Origin of the sequence: Actinomadura coerulea, from assembly GCF_014208105.1 — a bacterium.
Taxonomy (GTDB): Bacteria; Actinomycetota; Actinomycetes; order Streptosporangiales; family Streptosporangiaceae; genus Spirillospora; species Spirillospora coerulea.
Map to the genome: position 1 here is coordinate 2,876,119 of NZ_JACHMQ010000001.1, position 19,954 is coordinate 2,896,072.

A 19,954-nucleotide genomic window follows, 5' to 3' on the forward strand; every position below is an offset into this window, starting at 1 on the left:
TGTTCTTTCCCTACTCCTTGACGGCCCCCGAGAGCATTCCTGCGATGAACTGGCGCTGCAGGAAGACATAGACGATCACGATGGGCGCGGCGATGATCAGCGCGCCCGCCATGAGCAGTGAGTAGTCGGTCTTGTGGGTGCCCTGGAAGAAGGACAGCCCGAGCGGTGCGGTGCGCAGCGCCTCGTCGGAGTTGACGATCACCAGTGGGAGCAGGAACTCGTTCCAGGTCCACATGGTGGTCAGCAGCACCATGGTGAGGATGGCCGGGCGGCCGATCGGCACGAGCACGCGCCACAGCGTCGTCCAGCCGGACGCGCCGTCGATGCGCGCCGCCTCCAGCATCGACCGGGGGACGCTGCGGAAGTAGGCGCGCATCCAGAACGTCCCGAACGCCACCGACATGGCCACCTGCGGGAGGATGAGCCCGGCGTAGGTGTTGTCGAGCCCGGCCGACCTCAGGTCGAAGTACAGCGGGACGACGATCGCCTCGGTCGGGATCGTCAGCCCGGCCACGAACAGCAGGAACAGCGCGCCGGAGCCGCGGAACCGCATGGTGCCGAGCGCGTACCCCGCCATGATCGACAGCACCGCGGACGCGACGACGGTGACGGTGGTGACGATGACGCTGTTGCGCAGGTAGGTCGCGAAGTGGCCTTCGCGCCAGGCCGTGCCGAACGTGGACAGGTCCGCGTGCGGCAGCTGGAGCGCCTGCGCGACGACCCCGACCATCGGGAACACCGCGATGACCGAGAAGAGGACGAGGATCGCGTGGTTGACGAACCGTTCCGCCCGGACGTTCATGCGTCCTTCCCTTCCACGAGCCGCCGGACGCCGGCCGTGACGGCGAACGCCAGCACCGCCAGCGTGACGCCGATCGCGCAGCCGAGGCCGACCTCGCCGGTGTTGAACGTGCGGTTGTAGACCTCGTAGGCGGGGACCTTCGTCGCGTTGCCCGGCCCCCCGGCGGTGGCCATGTAGATGAGGTCGAAGTTGCGGATCGCCATGATGGTCGTCAGCGTGAGCGCCACCGCCAGCTCGCGCCGCAGCCCCGGCAGGGTGACGGCGAAGAACTCGCGGACGGGCCCGGCGCCGTCGATCCGCGCGGCCTCGTACAGCTCCCGCGGGATCTTCTGGACACCGGCGAGGAACAGCACCATCGCCAGGCCGATCCCCACCCACGTGCCGACGGCCCCGACCGCGGGCAGCGCGAAGGTGAAGTCGCCGAACCAGCCGCGCCGCCAGTCCGGCAGGCCGAGCGCGTGCAGCCAGCCGAGGACGGTGTTGACCGGCCCGTCCGCCGAGTACACCCACTGCCACGCCACGGCCACCGCGACCATCGCGACCACCTGCGGCAGGAAAAGCACGGTCCGGAAGAACGTCAGGCCGCGGATCTTCGTCCGCGACATGGCGCCGACCAGCACGAACGCGATGCAGCACGGCAGCACGGAGTAGAACAGGACGAGGACGAGCAGGTGCCCGAACGCGCCGCGCAGCGACGGGTCCGACCAGGTGGCGGTGTAGTTGGAGAACCCCGCCCACGTCGCCTCGCCCAGGCCGTCCCAGTGGTAGAGGGAGAACTGCGCCCCCCGCGCCAGCGGCCACAGCAGGAACGCGCCGTAGACGAGCAGGGCGGGCAGGGTGTAGAGCCAGCCGATCCGGCCGGGCTCCCCGGGAGACCCGGAGAAGGCGCGGCCGGGCCGCCGTGCCGCGCGCGGGGCCGATGCCTCGCGCCTGGTCTTGGGGGTCTTACGCCGCGCGACGGTCGTCATGTGCGGGCTCCTTGGTCGTGCGTCCGGCGCCGTCCCGCTCCCCGGCCGCGCCGCGGGCGAGGCGCGGCCGGGGGCGGGCAAGGCCGATCCCTACTTCTTCTTCTGGAAGGCGGAGTAGTCGTCCTGGGCCGCCTTCATGACCTCGTCGGCGGGCTTGCGCCCGGCGATGAGCTCCTGCAGCGGCCCGCCGAACGCGTCGGTGAACGTCGGTGTCGCGTAGTCGAGGTACGGGGTGATGCCGTCGTTCTTGCTCAGCTCGGCCCACGCCGTCGACACCTCCTTCAGCAGCGGCTCGGCCGGCTGCTTGGAGGGGGCGGCGAGCGCCGGCAGGTTGCCGGTCTCGACCGAGACGTCCATCGCCTCCGGGGAGGTGATGAAGTTGATGTAGGCGGCGGCGACGTCCGGGTTCTTGCTCTTGGACGTGATCGACCAGGGCAGGCTCTCGCCGCCCATGGTCGCCGACGGCGACCCGGCCTGCGCCGGGGGCGGCGCCATGAAGCCGACCTTCTCCTTCATCTTGTCGTTGAGCTCGGAGGCCCACCAGGTCCCGCCGAACATGAACACGCCGTCGCCCTTGGCGAAGTTGACGGGGGTGTCGTCCCACTTGACGGCGTTGGCGTCCTTGGTGAAGTAGCCCTTCTTCGACCAGTCGGCGAGCTTCTGCGCCGCCTGGACGTTCGGGGCGTCGGTCCAGGAGCCGCCGCTGCCGAACACGAGTTTGCGGACGGCCTCCTTGTCGGCCGCGCCGTCCTGGAGGATGCCGTACAGCTGCATCGCGGGCAGCTTCTCCAGGTTGCCGAACGCGATCGGGACCTCGCCCTTGCCCTTGGCCGTGGCGAGCGCCTGGTCGAACTCCGCCCAGCTCTTCGGCGGCTGCACGCCGAGCTTGGCGAGCTTCTCCTTGTTGTAGTAGAGCCCGACGATCTCACCGTTCAGCGAGACGCCGTACAGGCTCCCGGACCCGATGAGCTTGCCGTCCTTGGTGACGCTGTTCAGGTCCGTCAGGCCCTTGGGGTAGCGCTTGCGCCACCCGTAGACCTGGTCGTAGGAGTCGAGCGGGAGGAGCATCCCGGCCTTGACGTACTGCGCCATGGACGCGTACCCCTGGTTGGCCTCCACGACGTCGGGCGGGCTGCCGCCCGACAGCGCGAGCCGGAGCGTCTTCTGCAGGTCGCTGAACGACCGCGACACCCGCTTGATCTTCACGTTGGGGTACTTGGCCTCGAAGCGCTTGTTCAGCTCCTCGATCTGCTTCTTCTGCCCGCCCTGGACCTCCTGGTCCCAGACGGTGAGCGTGACGTTCCCGGCCTTGGCCACGTCGGTGCTCACCGCGGCGGGCGCCTTGCTCTCCGGCTCGTCGCCGGACGAGCCCGGGGCGCACGCCGCCGCGAGCATGGTCGCGAGGGCCGCGACCGCCGCGGCCGCCCCTCGTCTCGTCAGTGTCGGCATTCTTACGGCTCCCTATTGCTCTCTGTCCTGCTGCGTCCGCGCCGGTCGGGGACGGCGCGCTAGTGGTCGGCCCGGAGGGTGGGCTCGGCCCGGACGACGGTGTCGGTCGCCGAGTCGGGGATGAAGTCGACGACGAAGGCGTACGGTTCGAGGACGGACTCGGGCACCTCGCCGGACTCGCCGAACGCGGCGATCTCCCCCCAGCACGGTGCGCCGAGCGATCCGCTGCGGTGCCGGACCGACAGGCCCGCGCACAGGTTGGCGAACCGCAGCCGCTCCAGAAGCGGCAGGCCGGCGAGCGTCCCGAACAGGAACCCGGCGCCGAACACGTCGCCGGCGCCGGTCGCGTCGAGCGGCCGCACCGGCAGCGCGTCGGTCTCGGCGACCTCGCCGGTCGCCGAGTCGATCGCGATGGCTCCCGCGCCGCCGCGCTTGACGACGACGACCGGGACCCGCTCGGACAGGGCGCGGGCGGCGTCCTCCGGCGTGGTCGTGCGGGTGTAGGCCATGGCCTCGACGGCGTTGGGCAGGAACACGTCCACGTGCTCCAGCCGGTCGAGGACCTCACTGGACCACGTCTCGGTCGCGTCCCAGCCGATGTCGGCGAACACCGAGGCGCCCGCCCGCCGCATCTCCCTCGCCCAGCCCGGCACCGGATGCTCGATGTCGACGAAGCAGGCGCGCGCGGCAGGCGGCGGGGAGCCGAGCACCGCCTCCGCGTCGCCCGGCTCGCCGGGATCGAGGTCCGGCAGGGGCCTGGCGTAGGTGACCATGCTGCGGTCGGAGTCGTAGGCCAGCGACACCGTGACGGGGGTGGGCCAGCTCTTGATGCGGCGGGAGTGCCCGAGGTCGATGCCCTCCTGCTCGGCGAGCGTCCGCCACAGGTAGGAGCCGAACATGTCGTCGCCGAACGGGGCCGCGAGCCCGACCCGCAGGCCGAGCCGGCTCATCGCCACCGCGATGTTGGCGGCGCCGCCGGGCGCCGAGCCGAGCCCCTCGGTGAAGATCTCGGTGCCGGGCGGCGGCAGTCCCGGCAGCCCGGTGAAGATCATGTCCATGAAGACCTGGCCGCTCAGGAAGACGTCCAGCTCGGGCGCCGGGCCGGGGCCGTCCCCGCCGCGCAGCAGCTCGCCCGCCGGGACGCGCTCGGTGCACGGGTCGGCCATGGAGGGCTCGGGCGGCTGCCCGGGGGCGGCGGCCCCGCCCGTCGCGGGGTGGTCCGCGGGCGGGCTCCCGTCCAGGATTTCCACTGTCATGACGACTCCTCACGGGAGAAGACGGCGGCGACCTCGGGGATCCGGTCGATGTAGCCGTCGAGCAGCTGCCGGCCGATCCGCGCCGAGTCGACCAGGGGGTGCAGGGCGAAGGCCTTGGCGGCCTCGGTCCGGGAGCCGGTCACGGCCGCGCCGACGGTCAGCCGCTCGACGGCCTTGACCTGCTGCATCAGCCCGGCCTGGTGCAGGTCGGGCTGGTCGAGCGGGAGCGGGTGGACGCCGCGGGCGTCGACGGTGACGGGCACCTCGACGACCGCGTCCGGGGGCAGCGCGGTGACGGTCGCGCCGTTCCGCACGTTGAGGATCATGGAGGCGGGCTCGTCGCGGCTGATCGCGGCCATCACGTTCAGCGCGACCCTGGCGTAGCCCTCCTCGGCGGGGTCGACGCCGGAGTGGTCGTCGAGCGCCTCGCCGGTCCGCGCGCCCTTCATCTCGGCCATGTAGCTCGCGCTGCGGGAGGCGACCGTCTCGCGCCACAGCTCCATGGCCGCGCCGCCGGACGCCGCCGCGATCCGCTCGTAGAACGCCTCCTGCTGCTTGAGCAGGAACTCGCCGCGCGTCTGCGGCGCGTCCAGGGTGGCGCGGACCGCCTCCCGGTTGAAGTAGTAGTAGTACAGGTACTCGTTGGGGATGAGGCCGAGGTCGCGCAGCCACTCGCGGCCGAAGACCACACCCTCCTCCAGCGTCCCGAGCAGGTCGTCGTCGGCCAGCAGGCGGGGCAGGACGTCCACTCCGTCATGCAGGACGCGGCGCATCCAGCCGAGGTGGTTCAGGCCGACGTAGTCGAGCCGGATCCGGTCCGGGTCCAGGCCGAGCGCGGCGGCCACCCGCATGCCGAGGCCGGACGGGGTGTCGCAGATCCCGAGCACCCGGTCGCCGAGCACGCCCTGCATCGCCTCGGTGATCATCCCGGCGGGGTTGGTGAAGTTGATGACGTAGGCGTCCGGCGCGAGGGCCTTCACGCGACGCGCGACGTCGAGCATCACGGGGATGGTGCGCAGCCCGTAGGCGATCCCGCCGGGGCCGGTGGTCTCCTGGCCGAGCACGTTCAGGTCCAGCGCCACGCGCTCGTCGCACACCCGTCCCCGCAGGCCGCCCACCCGGACGGCGGCGAAGACGAAGTCGGCGCCCTCCAGGGCCTCGTCGAGCCCCGTGCTGGTGAACACGCGCGGGGCGTCCTCGGCGCCGCCGGCGAGCGCCGCGAGGACTTCGGCCATACCCGCCAGGCGGCCGGCGTCGGAGTCTTGCAGCCAGACCTCCTCGATGCGCGGGGAGCCTGGGTCGCGCAGCAGGGCCTGGTACACGTAGGGCACCCGGAACCCGCCACCGCCGAGAATGGCCAGCTTCATGCGATGTACACCTTTCCGCCCGCCTCCCGGCAGACCTCCAGAGTCCGGGGGTCGGCCCCGGCCGTCGTGACGAGCGCGTCGACACGGTCGAGCGAGCACACGCGCAGGGAGCCGGTGCCGGGGAACTTGGCCTCGGAGGCGACCAGCACCACCCGGTCCGCCGACTCCAGCATCGCCTGCTTGATCGGCGTCTCGACCTCCATGTCGTCCATGACATGACCGTCGGGCCGCACCCCGGTGCAGCTCAGGAACACCAGGTCGGCGCGGACCTGGCGGAGCGCGGTCTCGGTGAGCGAGCCGACGAGCGAGAGGTAGTTGCGCCGCACCACGCCGCCGAGCAGGCACAGCCGGACGGCGTCGTCGTCGCGCAGTTCGTCCAGCACCGCCAGGTTGGCGGTGATGACGGTGACGGGCCGGCCGCGCAGGTGCCGGGCCAGGAGCCGGGTGCTGGTGCCGATGTCGAGGACCACGACCATGTCGTCCTCCACCAGCCTCGCCGCCCGCTCGGCGACCGCCGCCTTCTCGGCGCTGTCGTGCTCGGCCGACGCCGCGAAGGAGATCTCCGGCGCCGCCGGGCGCGGGGACAGCGCCGCTCCCCCGTAGGTGCGCAGCAGCTCGCCGTTGCGGTCGAGCACGTCGAGGTCGCGGCGGATCGTTGACTCGCTGACCTGAAGGGTCTCGGCCAGCTCCCGCACGGAGGCGGCGCCCTTGGCACGCAGGGACGACACGATCTGCGCCCGTCGGATGCTCGATGTCACGCGGTGGAACGTAACACCGCTGCGCGACATCCGTCATCACCCCGGCGGAAACCTGCGCGAAGTCCGTCATTCACTTCTCTGACGTGCGCGGACCCGGTCAGGACACCGGTGGAGTCAGCGGACGCTGTCGAGGTTCCGGAACGTTCCACAGGCGTCGCGGACGGAGCGTCCGAGGCGTCTCGGAGCTTTGTCAGGACGAAACGTCAAACCCGACAAAGAAGGCACTCGGCCAGATCCATAAATTCGACCTTAAATCATGTCATGAACTAACTTCGCCCCGCGGGTCAGAGGTGGTGGACGAGGTCGGGCAGCGTCTCAGGGCCGGCGGTGCGCCGCACGGGCGACGGCGCATGGAAGACCGCGACGTTCCGGCTCCCCCGGCCCGCGTTCGCGAACGGCCTCGCTGGCGGTACCGACTTCCGGATCGCGACGGGCGCGGGCGACGACCTGGACGTGCGCTTCGTCCGCGGGGTGCGGCTGCACCCCTCCGCCCGTTAATGATGTTTTCTGCTCTCTAGTCTTCATTTCCGAGCACAAGTGAGCATAAGGTGCCCGAAAGATCGGACTTCGGGAGGACTCATGGCCGGTAACCGCATCATGACCGAGATCTCCGCACAGCCGGAGTGCTGGCGGCGGGCCGCCGGGCTGGCCGAGGGGCTGCGCGACGCGCTGCCGGCCCCCGGTGAGCGGGTGGCGGTCGTCGGATGCGGCACCTCCCTGTTCATGGCGCAGGCGTACGCGGCTCTGCGCGAGGGCGCCGGGCACGGGGAGACCGACGCGTTCGCCGCCTCGGAGATGCCGCCCGGCCGCCGCTACGACCGGGTGCTGGCGCTCACCAGGTCCGGGACGACGACCGAGGTCCTCGCCGTCCTGGACCGGCTCGGCGGCTCGGTCCCGACGACCGCGATCACCGCCGACCCGGACACCCCGGTGGCCGGCAGCGCCGACCGGCTGGTCGTGCTCGACTTCGCCGACGAGGAGTCGGTCGTGCAGACCCGGTTCGCCACCACCCAGCTGGCGCTGCTGCGCGCGCACCTCGGCGAGGACCTGGCGTCCGCGATCGCCGCCGCCGAGGCCGCGGTGGCCGACCCGCTCCCGCCCGGCCTGCTGGAGGTCGAGCAGATCACCTTCCTCGGCCGCGGCTGGACGGTCGGCCTCGCGCGGGAGGCCGCCCTGAAGATGCGCGAGGCCGCGTGCTTCTGGACCGAGGCCTACCCCGCGATGGAGTACCGGCACGGGCCGATCAGCATCACCGGCCCCGGCCGGGCGGTGTGGATGCTCGGCGGGCTCCCGGACGGCCTCGGCGAGGAGGTCGCCGCGACGGGCGGGCTGCTGCGCGCCGAGGCCGCCGACCCGCTCGCCGAGCTGGTCCGGGTGCAGCGGCTCGCGGTCGCGCGGGCGGACGCCGCCGGCCTGGACCCGGAGCGCCCCCGCCACCTGACCCGCTCGGTCGTCCTGGACGCCGCGCCCGGCGGTCCGGCGGCATGATCCTCACGGTCACGCTGAACGCCGCGCTCGACGACACCTACGAGGTGCCGGACGCGCGGCTCGGCGCGGTCCACCGGGTCGCCGCGGTGCACTCGCGGCCCGGCGGCAAGGGCGTCAACGTGGCCCGGGTGCTGCACGCCCTCGGGCACGAGGTCGTGGCCGCCGGCCTGGCCGGCGGCCACGCGGGGCGGCGCATCGAGGAGGGCCTCGGCTCCCTCGGCGTGCCCGCCGCGTTCACGCCGGTCGCCGCCGAGTCGCGCCGGACGGTCACCGTCGTCGGCGCCGAGGCGACGATGTTCTGCGAGCCCGGTCCGCGGGTGACCGGCGCGGAGTGGGCGGCGTTCCGCGCCGCCTTCGAGTCCCTGGCCCGGGACGCCGCGGTGGTCGTCCTGTCGGGCAGCCTGCCGCCGGGCGTCCCCCCGGACGCCTACGCGCTGCTCGCCCGCATCGCGCCCGCCCCGGTGATCCTGGACGCGGACGGGGAGGCGCTGCGCCTCGGGCTCGCCGGCGGGCCCGGCATCGTGAAGCCGAACGCCGAGGAGCTGGCCCGCGCGAGCGGCACCGGCGACACGGCCGCGGGGATCCGCGCGCTCCGCGAGGCGGGCGCGGGCGCGGTGGTCGCCTCGCTCGGCGCCGACGGCGTCCTCGCCGCGACCCCGGACGGCGTCCTGCGCGCCGCGCTCGACCGCCCCGTCCCGGGCAACCCGACGGGCGCCGGGGACGCGCTCGTGGCGGGGCTGGCGGCGGGCCTGGCCGCCGGCCTGCCCTGGCCGGACCGCCTCCGCCGCTCCGTCGCGCTGGCCGCCTGCGCGGTCCGCTCCCCCGTCGCCGGCGAGATCGACCCCGCCGGGCTCCCCGCGCTGCTGCCCCGTGTCACCCTCCGGACCGAGGAGAACCATGCCGCTCGCCCCCATGAGTGACGTCGTCGCCGCACCGGCCGCGCAGGGCCGCGGGCTGGGCGCGTTCAACGTGATCCAGCTGGAGCACGCCGAGGCGATCGTCGCCGGCGCGGAGCGGGCGGGCGCGCCCGTGGTGCTCCAGATCAGCGAGAACTGCGTCGCCTACCACGGCGCGCTCGCCCCGATCGGGCGGGCGGTGCTGGCGCTCGGCCGCGCCGCGTCCGTCCCGGTCGTCGTCCACCTGGACCACGCCACCTCGGCGGACCTCGTCCGCGAGGCGGTCGCCCTCGGGTTCGGGTCGGTGATGTTCGACGCGTCCGGCCTCCCGCACGAGGCGAACGTGGCGGGCACCGCCGAGGTCGCCGCCCGCTGCCGGGCCGAGGGGGTGTGGGTCGAGGCGGAGCTCGGCGAGATCGGCGGGAAGGACGGCGTGCACGCACCGCACGCCCGCACCGACCCGCGGGAGGCCGCGGAGTACGTGGCCGCCACGGGCGTGGACGCCCTGGCGGTCGCGGTCGGCACGTCCCACGCGATGCTGACCCGCGACACCGTCCTCGATCTCGCGCTCGTCGCCCGGCTGCGCGCGGCGGTGCCCGTCCCGCTGGTCCTGCACGGGTCGTCCGGGGTGCCCGACGACGGGCTCGCCGCCGCCGTCGAGCACGGCATGACCAAGATCAACGTCGCGACGCAGCTGAACAAGGTGTTCACCGCCGCCGTCCGGGACCGGCTCGCCGCCGATCCCGGCCTGGTCGACCCGCGCCGCTACGTCTCCGCCGGCCGCGACGCGGTCGCCGCCGAGGTCGCCCGCCTCCTGCACGTCATCCGCGCGGGCGTCCGACCCGGTAGGTGACGTGGGTGACCATGGGCGTCTGGGTCACGCCCACCGGCTCCAGCGCCAGGTCGCCGACGTCCTCGAACAGCCGCTCCCCGACCCCGAGGACGACGGGGGCGACGTGCAGGCGGAGTTCCTCGATCCGGCCCGCCGCGAGGTACTGGTTCACGGTGCTCGCTCCCCCGGCGATCGAGACGTCCCGGTCCCCCGCGGCGTCCCGCGCCCGTGCCAGCGCCGACTCGATCCCGTCGGTGACGAAGTGGAACGTCGTGCCGCCCTTCATCACGACGCTCTCGCGCGGGTGGTGCGTCAGCACGAACACCGGCGCGTGGTAGGGCGGCTCCTCGCCCCACCAGCCCGTCCAGTCCGGGTTCCACGACGGCCCGCGGTCGGGGCCGAACATGTGGCGGCCCATGATGTAGGCCCCGGCCGACGTGATCTTCGCGATCTCCTCGGCGCTGGCCTCGGCCTCCTCGAACATCCACCGGTGCAGCCGCTCGCCTCCTTCGCCGAGCGGCTTGTCCAGGCACTGGTCCGGGCCCGCGACGAAACCGTCGACCGATATCCCGATGTCACAGGTGACTTTGCCCATTGCGGTGCCTCCTTGGCCGGGCGCCCCTGCGGCGCCTCTCACCAGTGGATCGGAGCCGTGCCCGCGTTCTCTACATCCCGGGCCCGCCGAAATGAGATCTTTTTGAACCGGCGGCCGCGGGGCGGACGTGCTGTGGGGTGTCGCGTACGCGGCGGGGGCCGAACCTGGGAGGACGACCTGACCACCGACAGCCGCCTGGAGCGGATCACAGAACCCACCGGTGCGGGCGAGGCCGGCGAGCGGCCGAGACGGCGGCGTGCGGCGGCGCGGGCGGTGACCGGCGCCGCGTTCCTGCTCGTGCTGGTCGCGCTGGTCGCGCCGGCCGAGTTCGCCCGGCTTGCTCCGGGAGCGTTCGTGCGCGTCCCGATCGAGGGCGTCGCCGGCGTCGCGCTGATCCTCGTGCTCCCGGCCAGGGCGAGGCGGTACGCGGCAGGGGCGGCGGGGGCGGTCCTCGGGCTGCTGCTCGTGCTGAAGGTGCTGGACATCGGGTTCGACGCGGTGCTCGTCCGGCCGTTCGACCTGGTGCTGGACTGGCCGCTGCTGGGGCCGGCCGTGGAGTTCGTCAAGGAGTCGTCCGGGCAGGCGGGGGCGGTCGCGGCCGCCGTGCTGGCGGTGGTGCTGGCGGTCGGTGCGGTCGTGCTGACGGCGCTGTCGACGCTGCGCCTGAGCGGCGTGGCCGTCCGGCACCGGCGCTCGGCGTCCTGTGCCGCCGGTGTGCTGGGGACCGTCTGGCTCGCCTGCGCCGCCCTCGGGGCGCAGTTCGTCCACGGTGTGCCGGTGGCGTCCAGGAGCGCGGCGGTCCTCGCCTACGACCACGCGCGCCAGGTCCGGACGAGCCTGAACGACCGGGAGGAGTTCGCCAGGGCCGCCGCCGTGGACAGGTTCCGCGGCACGCCGTCCGGCAAGCTGCTGACCGGGCTGCGCGGCAAGGACGTCGTCCTGGCGTTCGTGGAGAGCTACGGGCGGTCGGCGGTGGAGAGCCCGGAGTACGCGCCGCAGGTCGGGGCGGTCCTCGACGAGGGGACCCGGCGGCTCGGCAAGGCGGGGTTCTTCGCGCGCAGCGGCTGGCTCACGTCCTCCACGGCGGGCGGCGGAAGCTGGCTGGCGCACGCCACGCTGCTGTCGGGGCTGTGGGTCAACAACCAGCAGCGGTACCGCGCCCTGGTGAACAGCGACCGGCTGACGCTGAACGGGGCGTTCCACCGCGCGGACTCCCGGACGGTCGCGCTCATGCCGGCGATCACCCGGGCCTGGCCGGAGGCGTCCTTCTACGGGTACGACAAGGTCTACGACGACCGGAACCTCGGCTACCGCGGCCCGCGCTTCAGCTTCGCCACGATGCCCGACCAGTACACCCTGTCGACGCTCCAGCGCACCGAGCTGGCGAAGGACGACCGGGCGCCGGTGATGGCGGAGACGGCGCTGGTGTCGAGCCACGCCCCGTGGGCGTCCGTGCCGCGGCTCGTCCCGTGGGAGCAGGTCGGCGACGGCTCCGTCTTCAACGGGATGGGCAAGGGCTACGACGCGCCATGGCCCGCGCCCGGCCGCATCCGCGCCGAGTACCGGGCATCGATCGAGTACACGCTGAACACGCTTGTCTCCTACCTGGAGACCTACGGCGACAAGGACACCGTGCTGGTCTTCCTCGGCGACCACCAGCCCGCGCCGCTCATCACGGGCCCGGGCGCGAGCCGGGACGTCCCGATCACCATCGTGGCGAAGGACGGCGCCGTCCTTGACAGGATCTCCGGATGGGGCTGGCAGGACGGCCTGCGCCCCGGCAGGGAGACCCCGGTATGGCCGATGAGCGCGTTCCGCGACCGTTTCTTGACCGCGTTCGGAGGCTGAACGGAGATCGGGCGGACGCTCTTCGGGAAGGGGTGGCGGCGTGACCTCGCTGTCCGCGGAGCCCGGACGGCCCGCGGCGCCTACGGCGGAGGCGGCGCCGGGCCGGTTCGGCGCACTGCGCCGGCGGTGGCTGCTCGCGGCGGTCGTCTCAGTACTGCTCGCCCAGATGGGCGCCGCGATGGTCACGACCGCCGTGCAGCAGAGCCCGACCGTCGACGAGCCCGTCTACATCAGCACGGGCGTGGTGTACCTGCGCGAGCACGACTTGCGCCACAACGCCGAGCACCCGCCGCTCGGCAAGCTGGTCATCGGGGCGGGCGCGGTGCTCGCCGGGCCGCACCTGCGCGCCTCCTTCACCGGCAGCGACTACAGGCTCGGAAGGCAGTTCCTGTACCGGTGGGGCAACGACCCTCAGCGGATGCTGCTCGCGGGGCGGCTCCCCGTCATCGCGCTGACCCTGCTGTTCGGGCTGGTCGTGTTCGCGTTCGCCCGCGACCTCGCCGGGCCGGCCGGCGGCCTGACCGCACTGGCCCTCTACGCCTTCTCCCCCGACGTCATCGCGCACGGGTCGCTGGCCACGCTGGACGTCCCCACGGCCGGTCTCCTGCTGACGTCGGTGTGGCTGCTCTGGCGCGCGAGGCGCGGGCCGCGGCTCTGCCTGCCGCTCGCCGGGGCGGCGCTCGGCGGGGCCGTGGCGACCAAGATGAGCGCGCTGCCCGCGCTGCCGGTCCTGCTCGTCCTGGCGGCGGTGTCGGTCTGGACGTCCCGCCCGCCGCGCCGTCCCGTGGCGACCGCCGTGCTGTCGGCGGCCGGCGTCGGCGTCCTGGCCGTCGCGGTGGTGTGGGCGAGCTACCTCGCGGTGGACCCGCGCCTGCGCTGGGCCGCGCCCGCCGACCTGCCGTCCGTCGGCGGGCCGCGCGGCCTCGCCGTCGGCTGGCTGCCGTTCCCCCGGCCCTTCCAGGACGGGATGCGCGCGCAGTTCGGTTTCGAGGACATGCGGTGGACCGGCTTCCTGTTCGGTGACGTCTACCGGGGCTCCCGCTGGTACTACCTGCCGGCCGCGCTGCTGGTGAAGACGCCCCTGGGGATGCTCGTCCTGTGGGCGGCGGGCGTCGCCGCGACGGCGGCGCTGCCCCGGCTGCGTCCGGCCGCGCCGTACCTTCTCGCGCCCACGGCCGTCCTGCTGGCGGTGGCGATGACCGGGTCCCGCGACCTCGGCGTCCGCTACGCCATCGTCGTCCCGGTCTTTCTGGCGGTGGCGGCGGGCGGAGCGGTCCTCTACCCGTGGCGGTGGGCCAGGGCCGCGACGGTGGCACTGCTGATGTTCGTCGCGGTCAGCTCGCTGCGCACCTTCCCCTACTACCTGCCGTACTCCAACGAGGCGTTCGGCGGACCGTCCAGGACCCACCTGCGCCTGCACGACTCCAACGTCGACTGGGGACAGGACCTCGGGCGGCTCGCCGACCGCCTCCGGGAGCGGTACCCGGGCGAGCCGGTCTGGCTGGTGTTCAAGGGCAGCGGCGTCCCGTCCGCCTACGGCATCCGCGCGCGGGACCCGCTCACCGCGCCGCCCGGCGACGTGCGCGGGCTGCTGGTCGTCTCCGACAGCTGGCTCGTCAAGAACGACCCGCGGCTGACGCCCCTGATCCGCACCAGCGAGCCGATCGACGAGGTCGGGCACTCCGTCACCATCTTCCGCCGGCCCGCTCCGCGCCCGTAGCGCCTTCCCCGGGCCGCCGGGTCAGCGGCGGCGGGTGTGGGCGCGGGACCAGAGCGCCGCCCAGCCGCCGTGCGCCAGCCAGGACGCCGGGACGCGGAGACCGTGCTCGGCGATCTCGTCCCAGAACACGGCGGTGTCAGCGCCCAGGTCACGGGCGGCGGGCAGGGCGCGCTGCCAGGGGCCCTCCTCGTCCTCCAGGGTCGTGGCCGGGAAGCCGGGGACGGTGGTGGTGCGCGGCGGCATGACGGGCACGAGGCCGATGTCCGGCGCGGCGCAGGTGGTGGCGACGGCGAGCGCGCACAGCGGCTCCTCCGCCGTCGGCTTGGCGAAGGCGCGGGCGATGACCGGGGCGTCCTGGAGCGCGAGGGCGCCGATCGCACGGCGGACGCGGCGCGCCACCAGGTCGAGCGAGTAGGCGTCGGCGACGTCGGGGCGCTTGACGAGCCTGCGCAGCGTCTTCGGCAGCGGCGGCTCGCCGAGCAGGAGCGGGAGCTGGTCGTAGCGGTCGCGCAGCGCCGGTTCGAGGGCGTCGAGCGCGGACCGCAGGGGGCGGTGACCGGAGGCCGTCCAGAGCCGGACCAGATCGGCGGCGCCCTCGTCCAGGGCGCGGCCGACGGCCCCCGTGAGCTGCGGGCCGCCGAAGCGGCGCAGCCGGGCGAGCGCGGCGTCCGGCCCGGTCCCGGCCACGGCGGCGAGGGCGCCGAGCGCCTCCGGGGCGGACCCCGCGTACGACCGGAGCGCGAGCCCGCCGAGGGCGGGCCCGGCCTCCTCGACGAGGCGGGGCGCGGGGCGCCGCCGGGCCGGACGCGGCGGCGGGAGTTCCTCCGGCACCGGCGCGGCCTCGTCCTCGGCGGGACCGGGGATCGCGGCGACCCAGTCGCGGAAACGCCGTTCGAGGGTCTCGTCCGGCGCGTCGTTGAACCTCGCCGCGATCTCGCTGACCCGCCAGCCGCGGGAGGCGGGCCGAAGCGGCATCAGTTCGGCGTTCACGACCAGCAGGCCGTCGGCGTCGTAGAGGCCCGCGAGACCGCTCCGGCCCTCCTTGGCCTCCTCGACGTAGGCCGGTCCGGCGATGCAGTTGCCCATGTGGTCCGCCCATTCGGCGACCTCCCGGGCGCTGTGGGCGATCTTGAGCCGGAGGCGGGTCCCGGGGACGGTCGCGCCGTCCAGGGCGGCGAGCGGCGTCGGGACGGCGAAGTCGCCGGTGAGGGCCTCGGCGATCGCGGTGGCCGACATCAGACCCGCGGTGAGGGCCTCCCAGGTCCGGGGCGCCCGGGGCGGGACACCGCCGAGCGCGACCAGCTGCGCCGCGCCGGAGACGGCGGCCATGAGCGAGTCGAGGCGCGGGGTCAGCGGCTCGCCGGCCGGCGGCGGGTCGTGGTCGAACCAGGGATCGCCGGTGCCGGGGGTGGGCTGCGCCCGCTCGTGCCCGTGCAGCCGGGCGAGGGCGTCGATCAGGTCGGTGTACCAGAGGAGGTCGGCGGCGGTCTCCACGGTCGCCGGGTCCTGCCCGGGAGCGAGCCTGCGGCGCAGCGGCTCGGCGTCGCCCAGCATCGGCCCGCTCCACTGCGGAATGCCGTCCCATTCGGCCGGAGGACGGTCGTACCCGGCCGCCTCGCGCCAGCTCTCCAGACTGGGCGACCACTCGCGCAGAAGGTCGTCGTGGGTCCCGACCATGTCACCCATCAGGCGCCCGATGTCCTCGAAGACGATGAGCGCGAAGTCGCGGGCGCAGGCCAGGCGCGGCCTGACATAGCCGACGGTCTTGGCGTCCATCGGCCTGCCGGCGGCGAGCCTGTGCGCGAGGTCGCGGACGTAGGCGCCGGGACGCGCGGGGAGGCCGGTGAGCCCCGGCACGCGCCGCGCCGCCTTCCCGGCGGCCCAGTCGGGCATGAGGGACGCGGCCGCGCGCAGCACCGGGGCCGACCGCTCGAGGCCGTCCTCCAGGCCGTGGTCGGCGACGGCCACGGCCGTCCGGAGCAGCGCGGTGGCGGCGATCGCGTCCGCGAAGGCGCGCTGGAGGCGCTCGTGCCAGTACCAGCGGCCGGGGGTCCAGCGGGCGATGTCGGCGAGCGAGGGGTTCTCGTCGCTCAGGTCCATGCGGACCTGCCACACGATGTGCTCGTCGTCGTGGTGGCGGCGGCGCGCGCGCAGGTCCTCGAGCCGGTCGCGGCGGCTCTGCGTGGCCAACCGCGCCTCCCGGCGGGCCAGCCCGGCCCGGTGCTCGGCGACCCGCTCCCACAGGTCCAGGACCAGCGCGAGCCTGCGGGGCGCGGGCACCGGCCCGAGCACCTGCCGCAGGTACCCCGCGAGCACGGACGGCGATCCGCCCGGGGTGAGGTCGACGCCTCCGGGCGCCTCCAGGGCGAGCACCCGCTCGATCTGCTCGGGGCCGAGGACGTCGCTGGCCGCGGACGCCAGGTGCAGCGCCGCCCAGCGCCCCTCCTCGGCGGCACGCCCGGCGGCCGCGCCGACCCGCTTGGTGACCGCGGGCCCGAAGAGCGCGACGAGCACGCCGGCCCGCTCGCCGAGGCGGTGCGCGCCGTGGAGGCCGACCGCCCGGAGCGCGGCCAGGACGGCGTCCCGCTGGTCTCCGCGTGCCCCCTCCAGCCGCGCGGAGCGGAACCCGGCGCCGAGGTCGACGCCCGCTCCCGCCGCGACGGCGCCCCCGTCGGCGACGAGCAGCGACAGCTCCCGGACGGCGTTCGCCACCTCATCCGCCGGAGCCTCCTCGGGCCCCAGAGCCACGGGCTTCCCCGGGTGGGCGGCCGCCCCGTCCAGGAGCCTCTGCGGGCCGGAGGGGCGGGCGATCCAGGCATGGCGCCCGGACGCCACCACACCCCCAGAAAGCCGGATCTTCACTCGCCCCATCATCCTCCCGCGGCCCGCACCGGCCAACAGGATTCCGCGTGTCCGGCGGCCCGTGTGGTTCCCTGTGGTCATGTACGACGTGATCATCGCGGGCGGCGGGCACAACGGCCTGGTCGCGGCCGCCTACCTGGCACGCGCCGGCAGGCGCGTGCTGGTGCTGGAACGGCTCGGGCACTTCGGCGGGCTGGCGGTCTCGGCGCGCGTCTTCCCCGGCGTGGACGCGCGGCTCTCGCGGTACTCCTACCTGGTGAGCCTGCTGCCGTCGCGGATCGTCCGGGACCTCGGGCTGGGCGTCGAGCTGCGCGGACGGCGGTTCGCCTCGTACACGCCGGTCGGCGACGGCGGCCTGCTGATCGACAACGGGGATCCCGCGCGGACGGCGGCGTCCCTGCGGGCCGACGCCGGCGCCTGGCGGCGCTTCTACGCGATGGCCGGGCATGTCGCCGGACGCGTCGCGCCGACCCTGCTGGAGCCGCTGCGCGACCGCGCGGAACTCCGGGACGCGGTGGACGACGCGGAGGCGTGGCGCGACCTGTTCGAGCGGCCCATCGGGGACGTCGTGGACGAGCGCTTCACCGACGACACCGTGCGCGGCGTCGTCCTCACCGACGCGCTGATCGGCACGTTCGCCGACACCGGCGATCCCTCGCTGCTGGCGAACCGGTGCTTCCTCTACCACGTCATCGGGAACGGGACCGGCGACTGGAACGTGCCCGTCGGCGGCATGGGCGCGGTGACCGGGGCCCTGGCCGACGCCGCCCGCGCGGCCGGGGCCGAGCTGCGCTCCGGGATGGAGGTCCTGCACGTCGACCCCGCCGGGGAGGTGACGTTCCGGGACGCCGACGGCGCCGAGCACGCCGTCTCGGCCAGGTGGGTGCTGGTCAACATGCCCCGGGAGGGTTCGGCCGAGGGGTCGCAGCTGAAGGTGAACATGGTGCTCTCGCGGCTGCCGCGGCTGCGCGACCCGTCCGTCCGGCCGGAGGAGGCGTTCGCGGGCACCTTCCACATCAACGAGGGCCGGGAGCAGATCGACAGCGCCTACCGCGAGGCCCTCGGCGGCCGCATCCCGTCCGTCCCGCCCGCCGAGGTGTACTGCCATTCGCTGACCGATCCGTCCATCCTCGGACCGGAACTGCGGGAGGCCGGGGCCCACACGCTGACGCTGTTCGGCCTGCACATGCCCGCGCGGCTGTTCCGCGCGGACCCCGAAGGCTCGCGCGCGGCGGCGCTGCGCGCGACGCTGGCGTCCTTCGACGCGGTGCTCGCCGAGCCGATCGAGGACTGCCTCCTGCGCGCCCCGGACGGCGCGCCGTGCCTGGAGGCCAAGACGCCCGTCGACCTGGAGGACGCGGTCGGCCTCCCGGGCGGCCACATCTTCCACCGCGACCTGTCGTGGCCGTTCGCGGAGGCCGCCGGGGAACGCGGGCGGTGGGGCGTCGAGACCGAGCACCCGCGCGTGCTGGTGTGCGGGGCGGGCGCCAGGCGGGGCGGAGGCGTCAGCGGGATCCCGGGCCACAACGCGGCCCGCGCCGTCCTGGACGCGGGCTAGGAGCGCCCGCAGGCGCGGCGCAGGGCGGCGACGGCCGCGTCGGGGTCGTAGGCCGGCAGTACGGCGGCCAGATGACCGTCCGGGCGGACGATGTGCACCGTTTCCGGGCCCGCGTTCAGCGCCGCCCGCAGCTCCCCGCTGGTGTCGATCGCCTCCAGGGCGTGGACCTGGTGCGGGACGTCGGTCGGCAGCCTTCCGGCGGGCCCGCCCTGGGTGAGGATCACGAACCGGGTGCCGAACAGGCGGCGCAGGCGGGTCGGCTCGCCGTCCACGACGCACGGGCCGTCCGGGCACAGGACGCCCGGCAGCGGCGGGCGGTCGGCCCCGGGAGCGCGCGGGAAGTCCTCCACCGGCCCGGCCGGGGTCGTCAGCGGCGAGTCCAGGTACCAGAACGGCTCGGCGAGCCTGCCGGAGTCGACGATCGTGCGGGGGTCCGGGTGCGTCCGGGCGGCCTCCAGGGCCGCCAGCCGCCTGGCCCGCTGGCGCGGGGTCCGCGGGACGAGGAACTCCATCGTGCGGGTGGTCACCCGCAGGTTCTCCCCGGCGGCGGCCCGGCGCTCGGCGTCGTAGCTGCGCAGCAGCGCGGGCGGGGCCCAGCCGTGCCGGACGAACGCGAGCTTCCAGGCGAGGTTCTCCGCGTCCTGCACGCCGGAGTTCAGGCCGCGGGCGCCGAACGGCGCGTAGAGGTGGGCGGCGTCCCCGGCGAGGAAAGCGCGGCCGGACGCGAACGCCGCCGCGACCCGCTCGTGGAACCGGTACACGGTGGCCCAGACGATCTCGTACGGGACGTCCCCGGTGATCCGGCGGATGCGGGCGTCCAGCGCGCCGGACCCGCGCTCGGCGTCGAGGTCGTGATCGGCGGGGACCTGCCAGTCGATGCGCCACGTCCGGTCCGGGCACTGATGCACGAGGACCTGGCGCCCGGGGTTCCATTCGGGGTCGAAGAAGAACCGCCGCTCGCTCGGGAACGGCAGGTCCGCACGGATGTCGCAGATGAGGAACCGGTCGGTGAAGGTGCGGCCGGGGAAGCCGATGCCGAGCAGCTCCCGGACGGCGCTGTGCCCGCCGTCCGCGCCGACCAGATGGGTGCCGCGCACGGCCCCTCCGGCTCCTTCGCAGCGTGCCTCGACGCCGTCGCCGTCCTGGCGGAGTCCTGTGACGCGATGCCCGTACCGGACCTCCACCAGCGGTTCGGCCGCCGCCAGGTCCCGCAGCCGCGCCTCGACCTCCGCCTGGGAGATGTTGATCCAGGGCGGCACGGCGCCGTGCCCGGCGTCGGCGAAGGAGACGGCGAACAACTCGTCCCCGCGGTGGTAGGTGCGGCCGGTCGTCCACGTCACACCGCGCGCGATCATCGCCTCGGCGCACCCGACGCGGTCGAGCACGTCGAGCACGTCGCGCTGGAAGCAGATGGCCCGGGATCCGGACGGGTCGCGGCGGGCGGCGGCCTCCAGCACCACGGACGGCACGCCGTGCCGCGCCAGCAGCAGCGCCGCGACGAGGCCGACGGGCCCCGCGCCGACGACGACGACCGGTTCGCTCTCCCTCACGCGTC

Annotated in this window: 16 protein-coding genes; 7 read left to right on the top strand and 9 right to left on the bottom strand. The window is 74.4% G+C overall.

Features of this window, described 5'->3' with window-relative positions:
• Positions 1-10: 10 nt before the first annotated feature.
• The 6 genes from BKA00_RS13350 to BKA00_RS13375 all read right to left on the bottom strand — a co-directional run bounded on the left by BKA00_RS13350 (position 11) and on the right by BKA00_RS13375 (position 6,600).
• Positions 11-802 (bottom strand): carbohydrate ABC transporter permease, encoded by a 792-nt coding sequence (locus BKA00_RS13350; protein WP_185025198.1) that lies wholly within the window; start codon positions 800-802, stop codon positions 11-13.
• The gene (locus tag BKA00_RS13355; RefSeq protein ID WP_185025199.1) at positions 799-1,770 is read right to left on the bottom strand and encodes a carbohydrate ABC transporter permease; all 972 of its coding nucleotides are present in this window, start codon (positions 1,768-1,770) and stop codon (positions 799-801) included. The genes BKA00_RS13350 and BKA00_RS13355 overlap by 4 nt, the downstream gene beginning before the upstream one ends.
• Before the next feature lie 90 nt (positions 1,771-1,860).
• Positions 1,861-3,219, bottom strand: a complete 1,359-nt coding sequence (locus BKA00_RS13360) for an extracellular solute-binding protein (protein ID WP_185025200.1) — start codon at positions 3,217-3,219, stop codon at positions 1,861-1,863.
• Positions 3,220-3,278: 59 nt separating this feature from the next.
• Complete coding sequence (locus BKA00_RS13365; RefSeq protein ID WP_230299020.1) at positions 3,279-4,475, bottom strand: carbohydrate kinase family protein; 1,197 nt, start codon at positions 4,473-4,475, stop codon at positions 3,279-3,281.
• The gene (locus BKA00_RS13370) at positions 4,472-5,842 is read right to left on the bottom strand and encodes a 6-phospho-beta-glucosidase (RefSeq protein WP_185025201.1); all 1,371 of its coding nucleotides are present in this window, start codon (positions 5,840-5,842) and stop codon (positions 4,472-4,474) included. The genes BKA00_RS13365 and BKA00_RS13370 overlap by 4 nt, the downstream gene beginning before the upstream one ends.
• Positions 5,839-6,600 (bottom strand): DeoR family transcriptional regulator, encoded by a 762-nt coding sequence (locus BKA00_RS13375; protein ID WP_230299021.1) that lies wholly within the window; start codon positions 6,598-6,600, stop codon positions 5,839-5,841. The genes BKA00_RS13370 and BKA00_RS13375 overlap by 4 nt, the downstream gene beginning before the upstream one ends.
• Positions 6,601-6,927: 327 nt before the next feature.
• Between BKA00_RS13375 and BKA00_RS13380 the strand changes: the two genes are divergently transcribed.
• From BKA00_RS13380 to BKA00_RS13395, 4 genes are all read left to right on the top strand, one after another.
• Complete coding sequence (locus BKA00_RS13380) at positions 6,928-7,098, top strand: hypothetical protein (protein WP_185025203.1); 171 nt, start codon at positions 6,928-6,930, stop codon at positions 7,096-7,098.
• Positions 7,099-7,179: 81 nt separating this feature from the next.
• Positions 7,180-8,088 (top strand): SIS domain-containing protein, encoded by a 909-nt coding sequence (locus BKA00_RS13385; protein ID WP_221493142.1) that lies wholly within the window; start codon positions 7,180-7,182, stop codon positions 8,086-8,088.
• Positions 8,085-9,008, top strand: a complete 924-nt coding sequence (locus BKA00_RS13390) for a 1-phosphofructokinase family hexose kinase (RefSeq protein ID WP_185025204.1) — start codon at positions 8,085-8,087, stop codon at positions 9,006-9,008. Before BKA00_RS13385 ends, BKA00_RS13390 begins: the two co-directional genes overlap by 4 nt.
• Entirely contained in the window at positions 8,986-9,837 is an 852-nt protein-coding gene (locus BKA00_RS13395) for a class II fructose-bisphosphate aldolase (protein WP_185025205.1), read from the top strand. The genes BKA00_RS13390 and BKA00_RS13395 overlap by 23 nt, the downstream gene beginning before the upstream one ends.
• Here BKA00_RS13395 and BKA00_RS13400 read toward each other — a convergent pair.
• Positions 9,806-10,411 (bottom strand): dihydrofolate reductase family protein, encoded by a 606-nt coding sequence (locus BKA00_RS13400; protein WP_185025206.1) that lies wholly within the window; start codon positions 10,409-10,411, stop codon positions 9,806-9,808. The genes BKA00_RS13395 and BKA00_RS13400 overlap by 32 nt on opposite strands.
• Positions 10,412-10,543: 132 nt before the next feature.
• Here BKA00_RS13400 and BKA00_RS13405 point away from each other — a divergent pair, with 132 nt between their 5' ends.
• On the top strand, positions 10,544-12,259 hold the full coding sequence (locus tag BKA00_RS13405; RefSeq protein ID WP_221493143.1) for an alkaline phosphatase family protein: 1,716 nt from the start codon (positions 10,544-10,546) through the stop codon (positions 12,257-12,259).
• 40 nt (positions 12,260-12,299) lie between these two features.
• On the top strand, positions 12,300-13,979 hold the full coding sequence (locus tag BKA00_RS13410; protein ID WP_221493144.1) for an ArnT family glycosyltransferase: 1,680 nt from the start codon (positions 12,300-12,302) through the stop codon (positions 13,977-13,979).
• Positions 13,980-14,000: 21 nt separating this feature from the next.
• Here BKA00_RS13410 and BKA00_RS13415 read toward each other — a convergent pair whose 3' ends face one another.
• Positions 14,001-16,841, bottom strand: coding sequence for a hypothetical protein (locus tag BKA00_RS13415; RefSeq protein ID WP_185025207.1), 2,841 nt, complete (start codon positions 16,839-16,841; stop codon positions 14,001-14,003).
• Positions 16,842-16,920: 79 nt separating this feature from the next.
• On the opposite strand from BKA00_RS13415, the gene BKA00_RS13420 reads away from it, so the two are divergent.
• Positions 16,921-18,399 carry a phytoene desaturase family protein gene (locus BKA00_RS13420; protein WP_185025208.1) on the top strand — a complete coding sequence of 493 codons (1,479 nt, stop codon included), beginning with the start codon at positions 16,921-16,923 and terminating at the stop codon, positions 18,397-18,399.
• Here the strand turns inward: BKA00_RS13420 and BKA00_RS13425 are convergent.
• Entirely contained in the window at positions 18,396-19,949 is a 1,554-nt protein-coding gene (locus tag BKA00_RS13425; protein ID WP_185025209.1) for an FAD-dependent monooxygenase, read from the bottom strand. The two genes, BKA00_RS13420 and BKA00_RS13425, sit on opposite strands and share 4 nt — an antisense overlap.
• Positions 19,950-19,954 lie beyond the last annotated feature (5 nt).

What these genes read in the sequence shown, in the direction of transcription:
- BKA00_RS13350 (WP_185025198.1), bottom strand. Translation starts at nt 802, where the DNA reads ATGAACGTCCGGGCGGAACGGTTCGTCAACCACGCGATCCTCGTCCTC.
- BKA00_RS13355 (WP_185025199.1), bottom strand. Translation starts at nt 1,770, where the DNA reads ATGACGACCGTCGCGCGGCGTAAGACCCCCAAGACCAGGCGCGAGGCA.
- BKA00_RS13360 (WP_185025200.1), bottom strand. Translation starts at nt 3,219, where the DNA reads ATGCCGACACTGACGAGACGAGGGGCGGCCGCGGCGGTCGCGGCCCTC.
- BKA00_RS13365 (WP_230299020.1), bottom strand. Translation starts at nt 4,475, where the DNA reads ATGACAGTGGAAATCCTGGACGGGAGCCCGCCCGCGGACCACCCCGCG.
- BKA00_RS13370 (WP_185025201.1), bottom strand. Translation starts at nt 5,842, where the DNA reads ATGAAGCTGGCCATTCTCGGCGGTGGCGGGTTCCGGGTGCCCTACGTG.
- BKA00_RS13385 (WP_221493142.1), top strand. Translation starts at nt 7,180, where the DNA reads ATGGCCGGTAACCGCATCATGACCGAGATCTCCGCACAGCCGGAGTGC.
- BKA00_RS13390 (WP_185025204.1), top strand. Translation starts at nt 8,085, where the DNA reads ATGATCCTCACGGTCACGCTGAACGCCGCGCTCGACGACACCTACGAG.
- BKA00_RS13395 (WP_185025205.1), top strand. Translation starts at nt 8,986, where the DNA reads ATGCCGCTCGCCCCCATGAGTGACGTCGTCGCCGCACCGGCCGCGCAG.
- BKA00_RS13400 (WP_185025206.1), bottom strand. Translation starts at nt 10,411, where the DNA reads ATGGGCAAAGTCACCTGTGACATCGGGATATCGGTCGACGGTTTCGTC.
- BKA00_RS13420 (WP_185025208.1), top strand. Translation starts at nt 16,921, where the DNA reads ATGTACGACGTGATCATCGCGGGCGGCGGGCACAACGGCCTGGTCGCG.